Origin of the sequence: Nostoc sp., from assembly GCF_036917465.1 — a bacterium.
Lineage (GTDB): Bacteria > Cyanobacteriota > Cyanobacteriia > Cyanobacteriales > Nostocaceae > Nostoc.
In genome coordinates, this window is the sequence record NZ_JBALDL010000029.1 from 1 (window position 1) to 17,437 (window position 17,437).

The following is a 17,437-nucleotide window of genomic DNA, read 5'->3' on the forward strand; positions in this document are numbered from 1 at the left end:
ATTATTTGTTTACTTGGTCTATCACCTGATATTTATGGTCATTTGGTCGATAATTCCTCTTAGTCAAATCCTATTACGCGAACGGTGAGTAAGTCCTATGTAAAAATATAATAAGATACCTCATGATATCTAAAATAATTCCAAACTCATGATAAAAAACCCTATAGGATTATTACTCAACGGAGTTATTGTCAGCTTAGGACTATTCCCCTTATTAGCTCAAGCACAGCAGCCTGTGCGGGTTTCTGATGCTCAAGTTGCGGCGATGGTAGAAGCGTTGCGACAAGCTGCACCGCAGACAAAAAATCCCAACGATGGATATTACAGCCAATGGCAAGTTAAACCAGAAACCCTCAAAGGCTGGTCAAGAACTTGTCTCAAACGAGAACTAACACCAGCACAATTTGAAAACAGTCCTGCGATCGCTCGTCAAGTCGTCTCTTGCATTACCCGCCGCGAGTTAACCAATCAGTTTCGCGCCACCAACAATAATGAAATTGCATCTGTGCGTGGTGCAGCTTGTTGGTGGATGACTGGTAACTATACAGGGTGTGACAAAGGTTTCACCTCTGATTATGTGAAGAAAGTTGTATACTTTTACCAACAACAGCGTTCAAAACCAGTAGCAACTCAATTAGAAAAGGTAACTACTGAATCTTGAAGCAGACATGAATGATGGAACCCCATAGTCTCGGTAATCTAGTCTCAACCTAGTCATATTGAAGTATTAGAACAGTTTTAAATTGGAGCTTATGCGACGAAACATTTGAAATCCAAGCAAGATAGGAGAATTTAATATTTATCCCTGACTTTAGTACAGGATTGCATTGGATTTCAGATTCTGTTAGTGGTATTTCAAGAGAAAGCAATTAGACCAAAATTGAGCAACAACCGTTATCTACCTTTTTTACATTAAGGAATAGAAACCGAGCGCAATAATCGCTCAACAACAGTTCTTGCATTCCGTCCTCCTCTAGGAATAAGGCGATGGCAAAGAACATGAGGTACGAGAAACTTCACATCATCGGGAATGACATAATCACGCCCCAATAAAAAAGCTAGCGCTTGAGCAGCCCGTTGTAATGCTAATGTGCCACGCGGACTGACACCAAGAGCAATTTCCTCATCTTGGCGTGTTGCTCGCACCAATTCGAGGATGTACTGTTGCAAGGAAGTTGTCACTTTTACTTGAGAGCAGATGTAACGCAATTCTTTTACTTCTGCCAAGGTAATACAGGGCTGTAAATCAGCAACTTTCACACCATTTTGGAGATTTTGCAGCATCAGGAGTTCTTCTGCCTCTGAAGGATAGCCCAAACTTAGCGACAACATGAACCGATCCATTTGCGCTTCCGGCAGAGGAAAAGTACCTTGATACTCGATAGGGTTTTGAGTAGCAATGACAAAAAAGGGTTGGGGAACTAAACGAGAGACACCATCAACTGTTACCTGATGTTCTTCCATCACTTCCAGCAAAGCTGACTGACTGCGGGGTGTAGCGCGGTTAATTTCGTCAGCTAGGAGGATATTGGCAAAGACTGGCCCAGGAAGAAAAGTAAATTCACCGCTTTTTGGGTTCCAGATATTGGTACCAGTGATGTCAGTTGGTAGTAAATCGGGGGTACATTGTAGCCGTTGAAACTTGCCATCCAGCGAACGAGCTAAAGATTTAGCGAGCAGGGTTTTACCAACACCAGGGACATCTTCTAAAAGGGCATGACCACCACCTAGCAAGGCTACTAGCACTAAGCGTATTACCTCAGCTTTACCAACGATGGTAAGAGCCAGATTTTGTGTTAAAGCGTCAATTTTTTCTCTCATGCAGGGTGGGGAGTGGGGAGTGGGGAATGGGGAATGGGGAATGGGGAATGGGGAATGGGGGTTATTAAGAATTCTTTCCTCAATGTTCAATGCTCAATGCTCAATGCCCCATTTCCCTAAATACATTGTTCCCACTCAGCACTCAGCACTTAACACTCAAAACTTCTTTAGCAACAACGCAGTCAAGTTGAATTTGTGTTTTCAGGGCTTCTAGAGAAGGAAATTTTTGTTCGGGGCGCAAAAATTTAACTATTTCTACAGCCAGTTTTTTGCCATACAAATCACCAGACCAATCCAAGAAATGTACTTCCGCAGATGAATAAGTACCATTTACGGTTGGGCGGTTGCCGATGTTCATTACTCCCAAGGTTTCACCAGCATCTGATGTTTCACTGAAAGTAAAAACACGGACGGCGTAAACTCCTTGACGGGGCAAAAACTTTTCTTTTGGTAGTTGAAGGTTGGCGGTAGGGAAGCCAATCGTTCTGCCTAATTGTTGACCTTGAACGACAACACCAAAAAGAGTGTAAGGGCGACCTAGTAATAGATTTGCGTTTTCGATGTCGCCTTGCTCAAGGGTTTGGCGGATCAATGAAGTGCTAATGCGGGCATCTTGAGTTGGAGTAGTACTGACGCAGCTACTTTCTGTAGGTGAGTCACCTGTATAAGTTTGTAAGGGAACGATGGTAACAGGGATATTATGTTTGGCGGCAATTAATTGCAAGTCTTTAGCAGTGCCACTGCGCTTTTCGCCAAAACAAAAATCCTGCCCGATGCTAATTTGCTGGCATTGCAGTTGCTCCACGAGAATTTTTTGGACGAATTCTTCGGGGGTCAAAGCAGATAATTCTTTATCAAAGGGTAGTAATACCAGTTGCTCTACCCCAAGCGATCGCAATTGTTGGACTTTTTCATCCAGTGGTGTTAACAAAGTCCGGGGTTGCCCCGTGAAAAACTCCTGTGGATGGGGGTCAAAGGTGACAACTGTTGAATAAATATATTCTTGATTTGTCAGTTGTTGATTTTCCTTTGACTGGGGATTACTAGCTACTGACAAGCGATCGCTACGGTGCAAGACTGGTTGAATTACCCTTTGATGACCAAGATGAACACCATCAAACTTGCCAAGGGCAACAGCAGTCGGCGTTAGCAGCCCAACGCTAGAAGAAGCAACCCACACAGAACACCCATTTTGAGACAAATTTAGCACGTGGATTCTGAGATTTTAGGTTTATTTTAGCTATCAGCAGGAAGCTACCTTATGGTAAACCGCCTTGAGGAGGACATTCACAAACTGCATCTGAGGTCTTATGCGATCGGTCAGGGTGTTATGCCACCTCTTTTAACTATCAGCCAAAAGCCTAACCCACGGGAAGTAGCTCCAGATGATATATGAATTTTAGATTTTAGATTTTTGGTTCATGCCCTGCCACGTGATGACAGAACAAATCCAAAATCTTCAGAGCCAAAGTAGCCCAATTTCTTAGCAGGACAAAGACAGTGGTCTGTTTCAATCCAGAATCTAAAATCCAAAATTGGTTGACTGCTAATTGCTTATTCCAGATAACCCCAAATACTAGAGCTAAAAAGGCTCTAGTTCCTTGTTGAGACTGCAATCAGCTTTTAACTCCGTTTAGATGCAATGGATAGCCTCTGTGGATGTTTGGGGTTGGTGAATCTATAAAGTTTGTCCTCCTGTTGTCGCGCTGATCTTGTGGTTGGCGTGACAACTCTGGGCAGCGCTGTCTCACCGTACAACCGACAAGGTACGCTCTCGCGCTGAAAGCTTCTGATCACCAATCTAATCTAAAATCTCCAGTTCCTGCGATCGCAATCTTTAGCTAGAAAACTTACTAACAGGAAAAGATTCTGATAAGGCTACTGAGGTTGGAATCTGAAGTATCAATCCTTCCCGTGCCATGATCGCACCGGGAAATTTTGCAGATGCTTCTTTCCCAACAAGATCCAAAAAGTCGTCATCGTGTGCGGGGTCATGGTGGTAAATCACCAGAGTTTTGACATTAGCAGCTTGTGCCACTTTCACAGCTTCTTGCCATGTAGAATGTCCCCAGCCAATTCTGGGAGATTTTGGCGAATGATATTCTTCATCTGTGTAGGTAGAATCGTAAATTAAGATGTCGGCATTACGAGCTAGCCACAGCACATTGTCATCAAGTCGGTCGGGAAAATGTTCGGTATCAGTAATATAAGCAGCAGCACCACCACGCCAGTTGACGCGGTATCCTATGGCTTCACCCGGATGGTTTAAAGGCGCTGTTTCTACGGTAACTTGATCAATGTTGATTGGTTGTCCCGGTCGAATGTCGTAGAAATTTAAATTGGCTTGCATAATCTGCAAGGGTACGGGAAAATTAGGGTGTAACATTTGATCGTTGAGGCGTTGTTCTATGGTAGAACCATCAGGTGCGATCGCGCCGTAGATATGAAAGTCATTTCCCTTGACAAACCCTGGAGTAAAGAAGGGAAAACCCTGCATGTGATCCCAGTGAGAATGGGTAAAAAATATGTGAGCTTCTAACGGCATTTGGCGCAACAAAGATTGCCCCAAAACATGTAGTCCTGTGCCAGCATCGAAAATTAAGCGTTTATCGCCCGCTTGCATTGATATGCAAGGGGTATTACCGCCGTAACGAACAGTGTGTGGCCCTGGACTGGGGATGCTGCCGCGAACGCCCCAAAATTGTACGGTAAACTGGTTCTCTATCCTAGACATAGGTGTTGCTTGCTGGACTGAGCGGGCGATAATTTAAAAAAATGTTACTTATTTTGTCTAAGTTTATGCTCTCTCACCGATATTGCTAGAGTGAGGATTTCTTGGTAAAACAGCATACCCTGTTTCTGGCTGATTGTGTAATTTTGAATCAAATACTATCAGTTAAAATTTTCTAGGTTTTGGGGTGAATGTGTATCGGTTATTTCAATACTGCCCCTACGTTATAGCCTACATTTTCCTCAGATGCATTTGCATAACCCCAATTTTGTCCTGATAAATCAAATGATTCATTGAAAATTGAATTCCCACTCAGATAATTTATCTAATCCAGTTGCGTAAGTGAGATTGTATTGTAACGGTGTAATACTGATGTGGTTTTTGCGTACAACTTGTACATCTGTCGGTACATTTTGAGGCAGGTTCAATCCAGTTGGGGGTTCCACATCCTCAATTACCTCTCCGGTTAACCAGTAGTACGTCTTTCCACGAGGATCAACTCGTTTATCAAACACATCAATGTAACGCCGTATTCCTTGGCGGGTAAGAGTAACACCGGCAATTTCTTCCCACTTCACAGCAGGAATATTGACGTTGAGCAACATTAAATCTGGCAGTGGTTTTTGGGCTAACTGGTCTACAAGAATTTTGGCAAACTTAGCAGCAGGTTGAAAATCTTTAGATGTGTGACTCATAAGACTTAAGGCTATGCTGGGAATGCCTTCAATTAGACCTTCCATTGCCGCCGAAACAGTGCCGGAATACAAGATTTCAGTTCCCAAATTTGCACCTTGATTAATGCCGGAGAGAACCAAATCAGGAGGAGTCGGGAGCAAAGCCCACAGCGCCAATTTAACGCAATCTGAAGGCGTGCCATCGCAAGCCCAAGCTTTGATAGCAGGATGAAAAATTGACTCCACAATTTCGGCGCGAATGGGTTGGTGAAGAGTTAATCCATGTCCAGTTGCTGATCGCTCTCGATCTGGGCAAACTACACTAACATCATGACCTGCCTCTGCCAAGTAGTTGGCTAGGGTGCGAATCCCCAAGGCAGAAACGCCGTCGTCGTTACTAATTAGTAATTTCATAGTCATTGGTCATTGGTCATTAGTTATTAGTTATTTGTTATTAGCCATTTGTCAATGTCTGAGGTCACAAGCAGCAAAAAAACATTTATACTCCCTAGTACGCTGTAGCAAAAGTTTGCCTCTTATCTATAAAGTCGATTTATGGAGTAGTTCACAGCTTTTGACTATAGACTAATGACTAATGACTAATGACTAATAACTAATGACTAGCAATTTAGAAGCTCAACTTTTAGCACTGCGGCAGGAAGGAGAAAAAGCGATCGCAGCCGCCGACACCCTAGAACGCCTAGAGGAACTCAGAGTTAATTATCTGGGTAAAAAAGGGGAACTGGGAGCACTGTTGCGAAGTATGGGGCAAATGAGTGCAGAGGAACGTCCGAAAATTGGAGCGATCGCCAATACAGTCAAAGAATCTCTGCAAACTAGTCTAGACCAGCAACGTGCCGCCCTACAAGCCGCGCAAATTCAGCTACAGCTAGAGGCGGAAACTCTAGATGTAACTATGCCCGGAATTTATAGCCCTCAAGGTCGCATTCATCCCCTCAACGGTATTATTGACCGAGTGCTGGATATCTTTGTTGGTATGGGTTATACCGTGGCTCAAGGGCCAGAGATGGAAACAGATTATTATAATTTTGAAGCTCTCAATACTCCGCCCGATCACCCCGCCCGTGATATGCAGGATACCTTCTACTTGCCAGACGGCAATCTTCTCCGCACTCAAACCTCGTCAGTGCAAATTCGTTACATGGAAAGAGAAGAACCACCTATTCGGATTGTCTCTCCAGGGCGAGTTTATCGGCGAGATAATGTAGATGCCACTCACTCAGCTGTTTTCCATCAAATCGAACTTTTAGCCATTGATGAGGGACTAACTTTTACAGACCTCAAGGGCACAATTAAAGTATTTTTACAAGCAATATTTGGCGATTTACCTATTCGCTTCCGCGCTAGTTATTTCCCGTTTACCGAACCATCGGCTGAGGTGGATTTGCAGTGGAATGGGCGCTGGTTGGAGGTAATGGGCTGTGGTATGGTCGATCCAAATGTACTTAAGTCTGTGGGTTATGACCCAGAAATTTATACTGGGTTTGCTGCCGGTTTTGGTGTAGAACGCTTCGCAATGGTATTACATCAAATCGATGATATTCGTCGGTTGTATACTAGTGATTTGCGGTTTTTGCAGCAATTTTAATCAAATCTCTTGCAAAAATCAATTTGCTCAAAACAGAATTCAGAAGCCAGAATTCAGTAAGATTATTAAAACTTAATCTTTGCTAGATCAAAAAAGTCTGAAAATAGTTTTACTTTTAGGACTCACGCAGAACTACATGCGGTAGGGGCAATTCATGAATTGCCCCTACCGGAAAATTGAGGTTTGAGCTATTTTTTCCCTAAGTCTTGACTTTAAGGCTCGTCAATAACCAATGCCCCATGCCCGAATCTATAGGAATATAGCGTGTCAATAACAGAACATAAAATTAGTGTAGATTCACTGGAATGGTTTTATCGAGAATCTTCACCAATCGGCAGAACTGATTTAGCCCCTGTGTTATTGCTACACGGCTTGGTTTCACAAAGTTATAGCTGGCGTAATATTATACCTGCTTTAGCGAATCAAGGAACAAGAGCGATCGCTCCAGATTGGATTGGTTATGGCTTTTCTGCAAAACCAGAAAAACGAGATTTTGGTTACACACCTGATGCTTTTATCACAGCTTTAGAAGGATTTATCAAAGCACTAAAACTCGAATATTTTTCTTTAGTTGTCCAAGGCTTTTTAGGTTCTGTAGGGTTACAATATGCCTTGCGTCATCCAGAACAGATTGCCAATTTAGTTATCCTAAATACACCAATATCAACTGCTGCCAAATTACCTTGGAAAATTAAACAAATGGGTTTGCCTTTGGCAGGTGAAGTAATGACCCAAGACCCCCTATTAGTTGACCGAACGCTAGAGGGTGGTAGCCGTTATCGCATAGGAGACAAGGATTTAGATATTTATCGAAAACCATTTTTGCAAGCTTCGTCATCTGGACGGAGCCTTTTATCAAGTATTCGTAATTTACAGCTTGATTCAGCAATGACAGAAATACAATCTGGCTTTAAAGAATGGCAACAGCCAATTCTGATTCAATGGGGAATGATTGACCCTTGGTTATCTGTAGACATCGCCCAAAATTTTACAGATTCTGCACCAAATACTGAATTAATCAAACTTAATAACGTCGGGCATTATCCTCAAGAACATTACCACGAAGTTATTTTGGAAGACCTTTTACCCTTTGTGCGTCGTAAAGATGCTCATTGAGAATATACTTTTGGCAAAAATCGATATTATAAAAATGAAACCATAGAAAACACCAATGATTTATCTATGGTAAAGAAATAATTCTGGATTTGTGCCGGACTTATCATGTTATTCTAGCCTGCATTTGTGAACTTTTTATTACCACCCAAAATGGCTCACAACCACAAGTAAAGGGGATTAGTATTCATGGCTTATTCATGGTTTAAAGCATTTCATATTGTCGGATTTGTAGTTTGGTTCGCTGGTTTATTCTACCTAGTACGCCTTTTCATCTATCACGTTGAAGCTAATGAAGAACCGGAACCGGCGCGAACGATACTGAAAAATCAGTATCAAATTATGGAAAACCGTCTCTATCACATCATCACTAATCCAGGAATGTTTGTGACGATCGCAATGGCTATCGGTTTATTAAGCACTGAGCCGGATGTTTTAAAAGAGGGTTGGTTACATATCAAACTGCTGTTTGTTGCCATTTTAATTGGCTATCATCATTACTGCGCTCGACTTATGAAGAAGTTAGCAGTAGATGAATGTGGCTGGAATAGTCAGCAATTACGTGCTTTAAATGAAGCACCTACAGTTATGTTAGTCGCGATCGTATTGCTGGCTGTATTTAAGAATAATTTACCTACAGATATCGCTGCCTGGGCTATTTTTGCCATGATTATCTTGATGGCAGTAACCATTCAACTTTATGCCAAAAAACGTAGGCAGGATAAAGAGAAGCTGACAGCACAGATAGGGCAAGTTCCACAAGAACAAAGTTAGACAAATTTGCTGTCTAATACAAGCTATAAATCAATACGGTTCAGTTACAGCACTTACGGCAGCTATGAGGTACATCCATCCTCAAATCTGAAAGCTATGCTATGGCGGTTCTCGTTTACGTGAGTTACACCCATAATGGCACGGCAGTGCCGTGCCCCTACACCTCACAATATAATCTTGTACCGCATCTGAATGGGAATCGCTATACGAGAGGGGCAAGGAGAAAAACTGTATTGAATAATAGCGGGAAGTGCTGTAAGGCTAAAACTCTGGTTCCAAAGTCAATTTTTGAACGTTCGCGGAGCGTGCCGGAGGCATTACCGCCAAGGCGCAGAGAACGCAGAGAGAAGAAAGAGATGCTTAACTTAACTGTATTGAGCTATAAATTGGTGCAAAATTAGTGAAAACTCACGATTTATAGCATCTCCGACTTCTTTTAGGATTCGGGGATTTCACTTTTCATCAGCGACTTATCGCTTACTACAAACCTTTTTTAGGGTATAGTTAACAACTTTAATAGCTGTGAGTAAATGGTATCTCCCCCAGTCTTTGCAAAAGCGATCGCTCCATTACTTCACTAACAAATTTATTTCCTTGTAAATTGAGGTGAATATGATCGTGATATAAAGCTTGGGGGTTAGTAGTTGAATTGAATATTGGTAAAAAGTCTATATAGTCAATTTGCTGGATCTTGGTAAAGTCGTTCAAGCGCTGGCGGGCTTTAATTTCGTAATCGCGGGGGCCTGGTTCACCGATTTCTCGTAGCAAGGGAGTCATTACTAATAAAAATTGCCTGTTGCTTTGGCGAGTCAAGGCTTGAATTTTGCCGATCGCTTCTAAATTAATCCCCACGCGATCGCCTGCTTCATTCTGCACTGCTTTCATGTCAGGAATTGGCTGCTGCTTGGCGATATAACGTTGCCACACTTCTACTAAGGCTAGGGGAGGTTTACTATCGGGATAGTTGCGATCGCGTCCTACGGGTAAAGAAGTGGGAGGCGTAGCAAATAAGTCATCGGTATTAATTAATAACACTACCGCTTGCGCGTTGAAATTACCAAACTTCTCTAAATAAGCTAACTCGTTCCTTGGCCCCCAAGAGTTAGCTGAAGCATTTAATACTTCTACTTCCTGATAATTACTATGAGTTGATGATGTCAAAGAACGCATCATCATCGCGGATATTGTATTAGTCTGATCTGTCCACCAACCACCATTAGCAATAGAATCCCCTAACAGCAAAACTCGCAGCCCAGAAGGTGCAGGTATCTTATTGATCGGACTACCTCGCATAGAATACTCATTAATTTCAATGCGATTACCAAAACGACGGGTACGCTGGCTAGGAGCCAATAAATAACCAATTTGCTCATCGCCAATGTAAACTAGGGGATTACCGAAGCCAAAGAGCGATCGCAGTCCGATCTCGACTACCACAAACAATCCCATAACCATCGTCAAAATTACGATTAGCGCCTCTTTCACCTACTCACATCCTCTTATACGGAATTACTTTTCAACGATAGTAACTGACGTATTGGAAATTGGGCATTGGGACTTGGGTATTGGGCATAAGAGACAGGGGCAGAATTCAAATTACCTTCTTTTCCTCTGCTCCCTAATCCCTAAACATCCGAACTAAGGAGATTTAAGATGTATTTGAATATGTTTATAAACTTTAAAAACAGCAGTTATATTGCTATTAACTGTTTATCTAATGGTTGACTACAATTTTGATATGTTTTGGCTGCTTATGCTGCTTTTGTGTAGGAGTATAGAAGTGTTTTCTAGTGATATAATTGTATATTACAGGTATTACTATCGCTACACTTTATATCAATATAATGAATTTTACAAAGATTTTTTGGGGGTAGAGTAGGATGATAAAAATAGCCACACGTAAATATTTAGGCACACAAAATGTCTATGACATTGGCGTTGAACGCGACCATAATTTTGGTATTAAAAACGGCTTAATAGCTTCTAATTGTTTCAATAAATCGCATTCGACAGCCTATGCTTATGTAACTTATCAGACAGCATATTTAAAAGCTAATTACCCATTGGAATACATGGCGGCACTGTTAACAGCTAACAGTGGCGATACCGATAAAGTACAGAGATATATTACTAACTGTACAAACATGGGTATTTCCATAGATCCACCAGATATTAATCGTTCTGGCATTGATTTTACACCAACAGCAGGAAAGATTCTGTTTGGATTTTCGGCAGTGCGGAACGTGGGACAGAATGCGATCGCTTGTATTTTGGATGCGAGAAATGAGATAGGATTTAAATCCCTCGCTGATTTTTGCGATCGCGTGGATTTACGTGCTGTTAACCGCCGCACTCTGGAATCATTGATTTACTGTGGAGCCTTTGACAAAATTGAATCCAACCGCCAACAGTTAATTAACGACTCAGAATTAGTGTATGATTGGGCGCAATCTCGCGCTAAAGACCGAGCTAGTGGTCAAGGAAATCTCTTTGACTTATTAGGCGATGGATTTTCTTCTACTCAGAATAAAAGAGCAACTAACGCCTTTGAAACTGCTCCTAAATCTAAACCTGTGATGGATTTTACCGCACAGGAAAAGTTGCAGAAGGAGAAAGAATTATTAGGCTTTTATGTATCAGATCATCCGTTGAAATCATTACGGCAAATAACACCACTTTTGACACCGATTAACCTTTCGCAACTGGGAGATCAAAGGGAAGAAACCAGACTTTGTGCTGTTGTCATGTTGAATATCGTGAAAAAAGTGGTTACAAAAAAAGGCGATCAGATGGCAATTTTGCAAATAGAAGACTTAACTACACAATCAGAAGCTGTAGTCTTTCCTAAAACTTATGAACGGATTAGTTCCCTACTCGTAGTTGATACTAGATTGATTATTTGGGGAAAAGTAGATCGACGCGACGAGCAAACTCAATTTATTCTTGAAGATGTAGAACCAGTGGAAACAGTACAAATGGTAATGGTGGAGTTAAATCCCCAGCAAGCAGGTGATATGGAAGAACTACATCGCTTGAAAACAATTTTGCAAGACCACTCAGTAGACAAAGAAAAGGCCAAAATGCCAGTAATCGGAATTATCCAAACTGAAAATTCTCGGAAACTTGTTCGCTTGGGTTGGCAATTTTGCGTACAAGATTCAAGAATAACTGTTCAAGCTTTGCAAAATGCCAGTTTTCCTGCTCATATCAAATCGCTGACTGGTAGCTGACACCAAAAGTTAAAAATCCGCCAATACTGAAAAGCAGCTTCAAAATTAGTTTTACTGAACTGTCATCAGTAAAATAGCTTAAGTGTTTAGGATTTAAAAGGTTTTTTTAGTTACTTACGCGGATGATGATTTCCTAGAGAAAATGGTATCTTTTTATGCTAATAGCCTTAAGGCTGCGACCGGGGGAAGGAGTTAGAACTTGATGATTGTTAACGAACTACATAAATTTGTTTCATACTGTAAAAGAATTCAACCCCAAACTCATGATGACATTCAAAAGTTTTTTGAAGGTGTGATCTTATTTCCTTATGACAAGGAACTTTTATTGCAAGCTTATTTATTTCTGAATATTAAAGATTTGTTTCCATCATGCGCCGAATTACTGTTATTTGAAAAATCTCCAATTTCCGATTATACAGATTTAGGGAAGTGTGATTTTGTCTACCAGACTTTTAAAGGGAGCCTGTTTTTAATTGAAACTAAGTTTATTGACACAGAAGCAACAGGAGCGACAGAAAGGAAAAGAAGAAATAAACATAGAAACAAGGTATTTGAGCAAGTTATAACTTTAAAAGGTCGATTTAGTGAATATTGGAATATAAGGCTAGATCAATTAGAGTGTGGGGTTTTCACGACAGATGCAGAGGTTGCTTGGCGAGGAAGTAGTGTAAACGTCACATCTAAATCAATATCGATAGAGTATCTCGAAAAATGGCGAAGAAGTTATCACACCAGTGAAAAAAATTATGAAGTAAGCAAAATAGTAATGCAAAAACCGAATTAGTTTTCGGAATGCAAATGAGTTTTTTGCAGTTTCTGTTTTTAATTTTTGTTGAGACTTAAATCTTTACTTCTTTGAGGAAACCAAATTATTTATTACAATCGGAACTTGCTAAACTGATAATTTGGACATTTCCTCTCGATGAATTTCTTGTAAATTAGTCAATAAATTTGTATATTCGATATTCAGCTTCTCCAAATTATTTTGATGCTGAAATATTTTGTCTTTGTTTGCATATCTAGATTCGCATAACTTCCGAAGTACTTGCTGGGTAATACTTATTTCTTCCTTTTTTGTATCTAAATCATTTTAAATTAATTTTTTCCATATTGCAGCTTTAATACACCCTACATATACTTATAATTTTTCAAAAATTAAATACTATTCTTATAGTACATTGGAGATAAGAGGATGTTTGAAAAGTCCTCTTGTCGGTATCAAGAGTTTTAGTTCCCTCTAAATCTCCCTTAAAAAGAGAGATTTTGATTCCGGTTCCCCCTTTTTTCATGGGAGCCAGCGCGGTCTTGGGGTCTCCCTAAGTGGAGCGACTGGCGTGGGTTAGGGGGGATCTAAAAGTGTCTAAAGTCACAACGAAACACTTTTCAAGCAACCTCTAAAAGCTTATTATTGCCTAGTGAAGGTGTTAACCTAACACAGTGATATTAAGCATAAATATTTTGAAGTTATCTATGTGGTAAAAGAATTATCTAGTTGTTAGCTTCACTAGCGATCGCTAACACTAGTATTCAGGAAAACCATCTGTAAAAATAATTTCGTCTTTTTCCAAGCATAAGTATCTTTGACCCGGAAAATATGTCAGATTACTGGAATAAGTACCAAACGTCTGACAGGAAAACTATTCTAATGAGAACTTGGGCTACTATTGCTGTGCTAGCTTCTTCTTGCCTAATATTTGGGGTTATATGTTCTGAGGCTATCGCTGCTACTTCTGGTGTAGTACAAAATAGCACACCATTTCCTACACCAACAAGTCTGAAAAATATTACTGTTAGTAACACCGAGTTCGGTCTAAAGAGAGTTGACTCCAAAGGTAACGTTACTATTTTCCGCACAACAAGAGTGCCGCTTCAACAGGGAAACGTCTACGGATGGCGGATTAAACTTAAAGACTATCAAGGTGAGGTGAAATGGCGCGAAGTCTTGCATTTACCAAAACCTCCAGAAACTTGGGGTACAGATAACGGTGAAGACTTCTCAATATCAGCAGACGGTACTACATCCATAACACGGCGTACACAATCGGCTCCAGATGGTGTAATTGAGAATTTTTGGACGATCGCTCCTGGCGATCCGGTTGGTAAATATAGAATAGAGGTCTATATTGACGATCGTTTAATCGGTACTTTCGAGTTTGAAGTTATTCCAGTCAAGTAAATGTAATATTAAAGGCTCGATCTAATCCTCTCCTTTTCACGAAGGTTAGGGAGGATCAAGCCTTAATCTCGGAATATTGGAATATTAAGATTTTCTTTGAAAAAGAATATTCTCTATTGCTAATTAGACAGCTTTATGCACCCTCATATAGAATCGATATTAGAGATAGAAATTTGATTATTGTTGGGTAGCGATCGTGAATACAGAGGAATTAAAAAGGCGTTTTGCGGCAGGAGAAAGATATTTTCCAGCCGTAAACTTGAGTAGAAATAGGCTAATTGGAGTCTATTTGCCTGGAATCAATTTATGGGGTTCTGACTTGAGTGGAGCTAACCTAGCTAAAGCTAAACTCTGGGGAGCAGATTTGAGTAGAACTAACTTAGCTAAAGCAAATTTAACCAGAGCGAATTTGAGCGGTGTCAAACTGAATGAAGCAAATCTTCGGGGAGCCAAACTCAATTATGCCAAGTTGTATGGAGCGAATTTGACAGGTGCTTACTACGATGAAAGTACTCGGTTTTCTAGAGGTTTTGACCCTATTAGTAGAAATATGCAGAAGGTGTAGGGGTATAAAATGCACGCCTTAACGGTAGGCTAATAAATGTCAAACAAAATGGCATAAAAATGCTTACTGTTACTAAATCAAAGCAGATTGTGATGCCTGGGTTAGGCGTAGCCATCGCAATCTTTTCTTTCAGTCTCTTACTTTACAGCCAAGTAGCATCAGCCGCCATAACTTTACCCCTACGCAGCAAAAAGGGAATGGTGGTTTCAGCCAATCCTTTAGCAAGTGAGGCGGGAGTTTTAATGTTACGCAAAGGTGGTAATGCAGTAGATGCAGCTGTAGCTACAAGTTTTGCAATCTCTGTAGTTGAACCTTTTTCAGCTGGAATCGGCGGCGGCGGATTTTTGCTGATGCACTCTGAGAAAACTGGCGAGATGAAAGCGCTAGATTTCCGCGAACGCGCACCCCTGAAGGCTACAAAAAATATGTATTTAGACGCACAAGGAAAGGTGCGTCCCAATGCAAGTATTAATGGTTATTTAGCAGTGGCGACACCAGGAACGGTAGCGGGGCTTTATGAAGTGCATCGTCGCTATGGTAAGCTTTCTTGGCAAGAGGTAATGAAACCTGCGATCGCACTCGCTAAAGATGGCTTTATTCTGGGGGATGTTGCAACCTGGCGTTCTCTGCAAACAAACCAATCCTACAAGCAAGCACTGATCAAAAATCCAGCACTGCGGGAAATTTTCACGCACAATGGCGAATTTTATAAACCAGGGGACAAGCTGGTGCAGAGCGATTTGGCACGCACATTAACAGCAATTGCCCAAAATCCCCAAAGTTTTTACACCGGAAGTATTGCTGGAGCGATCGCTTCTGATATGGTAAAAAATGGTGGTTTAATTACTCTCGAAGACCTGAAAGCCTACAAACCAATCTGGCGGACTCCCGTTTGTGGGAATTTTCGTCAAGCTAAAATCTGCTCAATGCCACCCCCATCATCAGGAGGAGTTCACCTATTGCAGATTTTAAATATTATCGGTGACACTGATTTAAAATCTTTGGGATGGCATCATCCAGACGCCATCCACTTAATGGTAGAGGCAATGAAGATTGCTTACAGCGATCGCTCAGAATATTTAGGCGATCCTGATTTTGTCAAAGTTCCTGTACAAGAACTGCTCAGTCCAGCTTACGCCAAACAACGCCGCCAAGAAATTAATATGCAAATGGCTAGACCTTCGACTGAGGTCAAGCCAGTAGATAGAAAGACATTACAACGTTTTAGTCAAGCTGACAATCAGAGTTTAGAACAAAATACCATTCCGTTATCTCATCAGTCTCAAAAAATGCACGCGACGCGCCATGAATCTCCTGAAACAACTCATCTTACTGTTGTGGATGGAGAACGCAATGCCGTAAGTCTAACTTTCACAATTAACCTGAGTTTTGGTGCTGGTGTGGTGACACCAGGCACTGGAATTATCCTCAACAATGAGATGGATGATTTTGCTGCTGCCCCAGGAGTGCCTAATGCCTTTGGTTTGGTTGGTAACGATGCCAACAGCATTGCACCTCGTAAGACTCCCTTATCCAGCATGACTCCCACAATTGTTACAGAAAATGGTCATTTTCGGATGGCAGCCGGTGCGCCCGGTGGTAGCACCATCATCACCCAGGTTTTGCAAGTCATCCTAAATGTGCTGGAATACAATATGGATGTTGGTGCGGCTGTTTCTGTTCCACGCATACATCATCAATGGCTTCCAGATGAGTTACGCGTAGAATCCTGGGGTTTGGATGCTCTCACTGTGCAAGACTTACGCCGTCGGGGGCATAAGATTAAGGAAACTACTCCTTGGGGTAATGGTAACGCGATCGCTGTTACATCCGATGGAACTCTAGAAGGCGCGGCAGATCCTCGCGGTGAAGGTTCCCCCAGAGGTTTGTAAAAATCCGGGATGAGGGTGATAAGCGGAATAACCCATGCCCAATTCCCAATTCCCAATTCCCAATAACTATTGATTTTGGGTTGTTGACTCTGCGTAGCTACTAGTACCAAACTCATTTGCCCGTGTGCTAGGTACTAGTGTCCAACCTGCTTTGAGAAGTTTTTGATAAGTTGCCCAACCTTTAGAACCACCTGGTATTTGATAATCTGGGACTGTGAGATGTCCAAAAGCAGTGTAAGGCCGCCAAGGCTGATTGGGTTCTGTCTGCAAATACAAAATTTTCTCTCCATCCCCACCAGACTTAGATAACCAGCACATTTGTCGATGCATTGCAAACTCCTTTGCTTTTAGCTAACAACTAACGCATATTATCAGACTTTTGTCAAGCTATTTCTCACCCTTGTGGGCTATTTTTTGACACGAAGATAAACAGCTTTGCCTCACCTTAATTTATGTAGGGTGAGATTTTTCTAATGTTATCCGCGTTTTTGGCGATCGTGTGTAACAATAACTACTTTTTTAGCGTGGGTTTGCAATTTGCAATCAACCTATTTATTTTTACAGCTATTTTCAGGTAAATAAGCTAACGCGATCCTCCTTAAAGTATTAATTATTTTTTAGGAAAAAATAATTAATACTTTAAGTGTAATTACTTAAAATAATTATAAATTTCGTTTACGCAAACAATAGCTAAAACCCTTATTTTTAGCTAGGGGCAATTCATCAATTGCCCCTACAGCGTTTATTTTTGCTTATCAATACGTTGGTAGGTTAGCACATCTGTCCTAACCTACAAGAAATCTATATCAGGACTTACGCAAAAAATAGTCCAAACGTAGATTTTTCGGTAGG

16 protein-coding genes are annotated in these 17,437 nt (G+C 41.1%); 10 read left to right on the forward strand and 6 right to left on the reverse strand.

The features are described 5' to 3' along the window. Positions 1 to 148: 148 nt before the first annotated feature. Entirely contained in the window at positions 149 to 661 is a 513-nt protein-coding gene (locus tag V7K38_RS05855; protein ID WP_334856176.1) for a hypothetical protein, read from the forward strand. Between the two features lie 251 nt (positions 662 to 912). On the opposite strand, the gene V7K38_RS05860 is transcribed toward V7K38_RS05855, so the two are convergent. Next, complete coding sequence (locus V7K38_RS05860) at positions 913 to 1,821, reverse strand: AAA family ATPase (protein WP_334856178.1); 909 nt, start codon at positions 1,819 to 1,821, stop codon at positions 913 to 915. A 142-nt stretch (positions 1,822 to 1,963) separates the two neighbouring features. Beyond that, a complete protein-coding gene (locus tag V7K38_RS05865) occupies positions 1,964 to 3,031 on the reverse strand; it encodes a bifunctional riboflavin kinase/FAD synthetase (protein ID WP_334856180.1) in 1,068 nt (355 codons plus the stop codon). A 51-nt stretch (positions 3,032 to 3,082) separates the two neighbouring features. On the opposite strand from V7K38_RS05865, the gene V7K38_RS05870 reads away from it, so the two are divergent. Further along, on the forward strand, positions 3,083 to 3,217 hold the full coding sequence (locus V7K38_RS05870) for a hypothetical protein (protein ID WP_334856182.1): 135 nt from the start codon (positions 3,083 to 3,085) through the stop codon (positions 3,215 to 3,217). Positions 3,218 to 3,658: 441 nt separating this feature from the next. Here V7K38_RS05870 and V7K38_RS05875 read toward each other — a convergent pair whose 3' ends face one another. Both V7K38_RS05875 and surE read right to left on the reverse strand, forming a co-directional pair. Continuing rightward, positions 3,659 to 4,555, reverse strand: coding sequence for an MBL fold metallo-hydrolase (locus V7K38_RS05875; protein WP_334856184.1), 897 nt, complete (start codon positions 4,553 to 4,555; stop codon positions 3,659 to 3,661). A 287-nt stretch (positions 4,556 to 4,842) separates the two neighbouring features. Beyond that, entirely contained in the window at positions 4,843 to 5,640 is a 798-nt protein-coding gene (gene surE, locus V7K38_RS05880; protein ID WP_334856217.1) for a 5'/3'-nucleotidase SurE, read from the reverse strand. Between the two features lie 202 nt (positions 5,641 to 5,842). Here surE and pheS point away from each other — a divergent pair, with 202 nt between their 5' ends. The 3 genes from pheS to hemJ all read left to right on the forward strand — a co-directional run bounded on the left by pheS (position 5,843) and on the right by hemJ (position 8,722). Beyond that, complete coding sequence (pheS, locus tag V7K38_RS05885) at positions 5,843 to 6,835, forward strand: phenylalanine--tRNA ligase subunit alpha (RefSeq protein WP_334856186.1); 993 nt, start codon at positions 5,843 to 5,845, stop codon at positions 6,833 to 6,835. Between the two features lie 264 nt (positions 6,836 to 7,099). Beyond that, the gene (locus V7K38_RS05890) at positions 7,100 to 7,951 is read left to right on the forward strand and encodes an alpha/beta fold hydrolase (protein ID WP_334856189.1); all 852 of its coding nucleotides are present in this window, start codon (positions 7,100 to 7,102) and stop codon (positions 7,949 to 7,951) included. 186 nt (positions 7,952 to 8,137) lie between these two features. Beyond that, entirely contained in the window at positions 8,138 to 8,722 is a 585-nt protein-coding gene (gene hemJ, locus V7K38_RS05895) for a protoporphyrinogen oxidase HemJ (protein ID WP_334856190.1), read from the forward strand. A gap of 513 nt (positions 8,723 to 9,235) precedes the next feature. On the opposite strand, the gene V7K38_RS05900 is transcribed toward hemJ, so the two are convergent. Continuing rightward, positions 9,236 to 10,207, reverse strand: a complete 972-nt coding sequence (locus V7K38_RS05900; RefSeq protein WP_334856192.1) for an SGNH/GDSL hydrolase family protein — start codon at positions 10,205 to 10,207, stop codon at positions 9,236 to 9,238. 395 nt (positions 10,208 to 10,602) lie between these two features. On the opposite strand from V7K38_RS05900, the gene V7K38_RS05905 reads away from it, so the two are divergent. From V7K38_RS05905 to ggt, 5 genes are all read left to right on the forward strand, one after another. After that, on the forward strand, positions 10,603 to 11,952 hold the full coding sequence (locus tag V7K38_RS05905) for a helix-hairpin-helix domain-containing protein (RefSeq protein WP_334856194.1): 1,350 nt from the start codon (positions 10,603 to 10,605) through the stop codon (positions 11,950 to 11,952). 202 nt (positions 11,953 to 12,154) lie between these two features. After that, the gene (locus V7K38_RS05910) at positions 12,155 to 12,736 is read left to right on the forward strand and encodes a hypothetical protein (RefSeq protein ID WP_334856196.1); all 582 of its coding nucleotides are present in this window, start codon (positions 12,155 to 12,157) and stop codon (positions 12,734 to 12,736) included. 861 nt (positions 12,737 to 13,597) lie between these two features. Beyond that, positions 13,598 to 14,128 carry a hypothetical protein gene (locus V7K38_RS05915; protein WP_334856197.1) on the forward strand — a complete coding sequence of 177 codons (531 nt, stop codon included), beginning with the start codon at positions 13,598 to 13,600 and terminating at the stop codon, positions 14,126 to 14,128. A gap of 196 nt (positions 14,129 to 14,324) precedes the next feature. Beyond that, positions 14,325 to 14,693: a pentapeptide repeat-containing protein gene (locus tag V7K38_RS05920; protein WP_334856198.1), complete on the forward strand. Its 369-nt coding sequence runs from the start codon at positions 14,325 to 14,327 to the stop codon at positions 14,691 to 14,693. A 59-nt stretch (positions 14,694 to 14,752) separates the two neighbouring features. Then, complete coding sequence (ggt, locus tag V7K38_RS05925; protein WP_334856199.1) at positions 14,753 to 16,585, forward strand: gamma-glutamyltransferase; 1,833 nt, start codon at positions 14,753 to 14,755, stop codon at positions 16,583 to 16,585. A 66-nt stretch (positions 16,586 to 16,651) separates the two neighbouring features. Here ggt and V7K38_RS05930 read toward each other — a convergent pair whose 3' ends face one another. Next, on the reverse strand, positions 16,652 to 16,915 hold the full coding sequence (locus V7K38_RS05930; RefSeq protein WP_334856200.1) for a hypothetical protein: 264 nt from the start codon (positions 16,913 to 16,915) through the stop codon (positions 16,652 to 16,654). Positions 16,916 to 17,437: the final 522 nt, after the last annotated feature.

Bases quoted from the DNA above. Each gene is read 5' to 3' on its own strand.
- V7K38_RS05855 (WP_334856176.1), top strand. From the start codon at position 149: ATGATAAAAAACCCTATAGGATTATTACTCAACGGAGTTATTGTCAGC.
- V7K38_RS05870 (WP_334856182.1), top strand. From the start codon at position 3,083: ATGGTAAACCGCCTTGAGGAGGACATTCACAAACTGCATCTGAGGTCT.
- pheS (WP_334856186.1), top strand. From the start codon at position 5,843: ATGACTAGCAATTTAGAAGCTCAACTTTTAGCACTGCGGCAGGAAGGA.
- V7K38_RS05875 (WP_334856184.1), bottom strand. From the start codon at position 4,555: ATGTCTAGGATAGAGAACCAGTTTACCGTACAATTTTGGGGCGTTCGC.
- hemJ (WP_334856190.1), top strand. From the start codon at position 8,138: ATGGCTTATTCATGGTTTAAAGCATTTCATATTGTCGGATTTGTAGTT.
- surE (WP_334856217.1), bottom strand. From the start codon at position 5,640: ATGAAATTACTAATTAGTAACGACGACGGCGTTTCTGCCTTGGGGATT.
- V7K38_RS05930 (WP_334856200.1), bottom strand. From the start codon at position 16,915: ATGCATCGACAAATGTGCTGGTTATCTAAGTCTGGTGGGGATGGAGAG.
- V7K38_RS05860 (WP_334856178.1), bottom strand. From the start codon at position 1,821: ATGAGAGAAAAAATTGACGCTTTAACACAAAATCTGGCTCTTACCATC.
- V7K38_RS05905 (WP_334856194.1), top strand. From the start codon at position 10,603: ATGATAAAAATAGCCACACGTAAATATTTAGGCACACAAAATGTCTAT.
- V7K38_RS05915 (WP_334856197.1), top strand. From the start codon at position 13,598: ATGAGAACTTGGGCTACTATTGCTGTGCTAGCTTCTTCTTGCCTAATA.
- V7K38_RS05910 (WP_334856196.1), top strand. From the start codon at position 12,155: ATGATTGTTAACGAACTACATAAATTTGTTTCATACTGTAAAAGAATT.
- ggt (WP_334856199.1), top strand. From the start codon at position 14,753: ATGCTTACTGTTACTAAATCAAAGCAGATTGTGATGCCTGGGTTAGGC.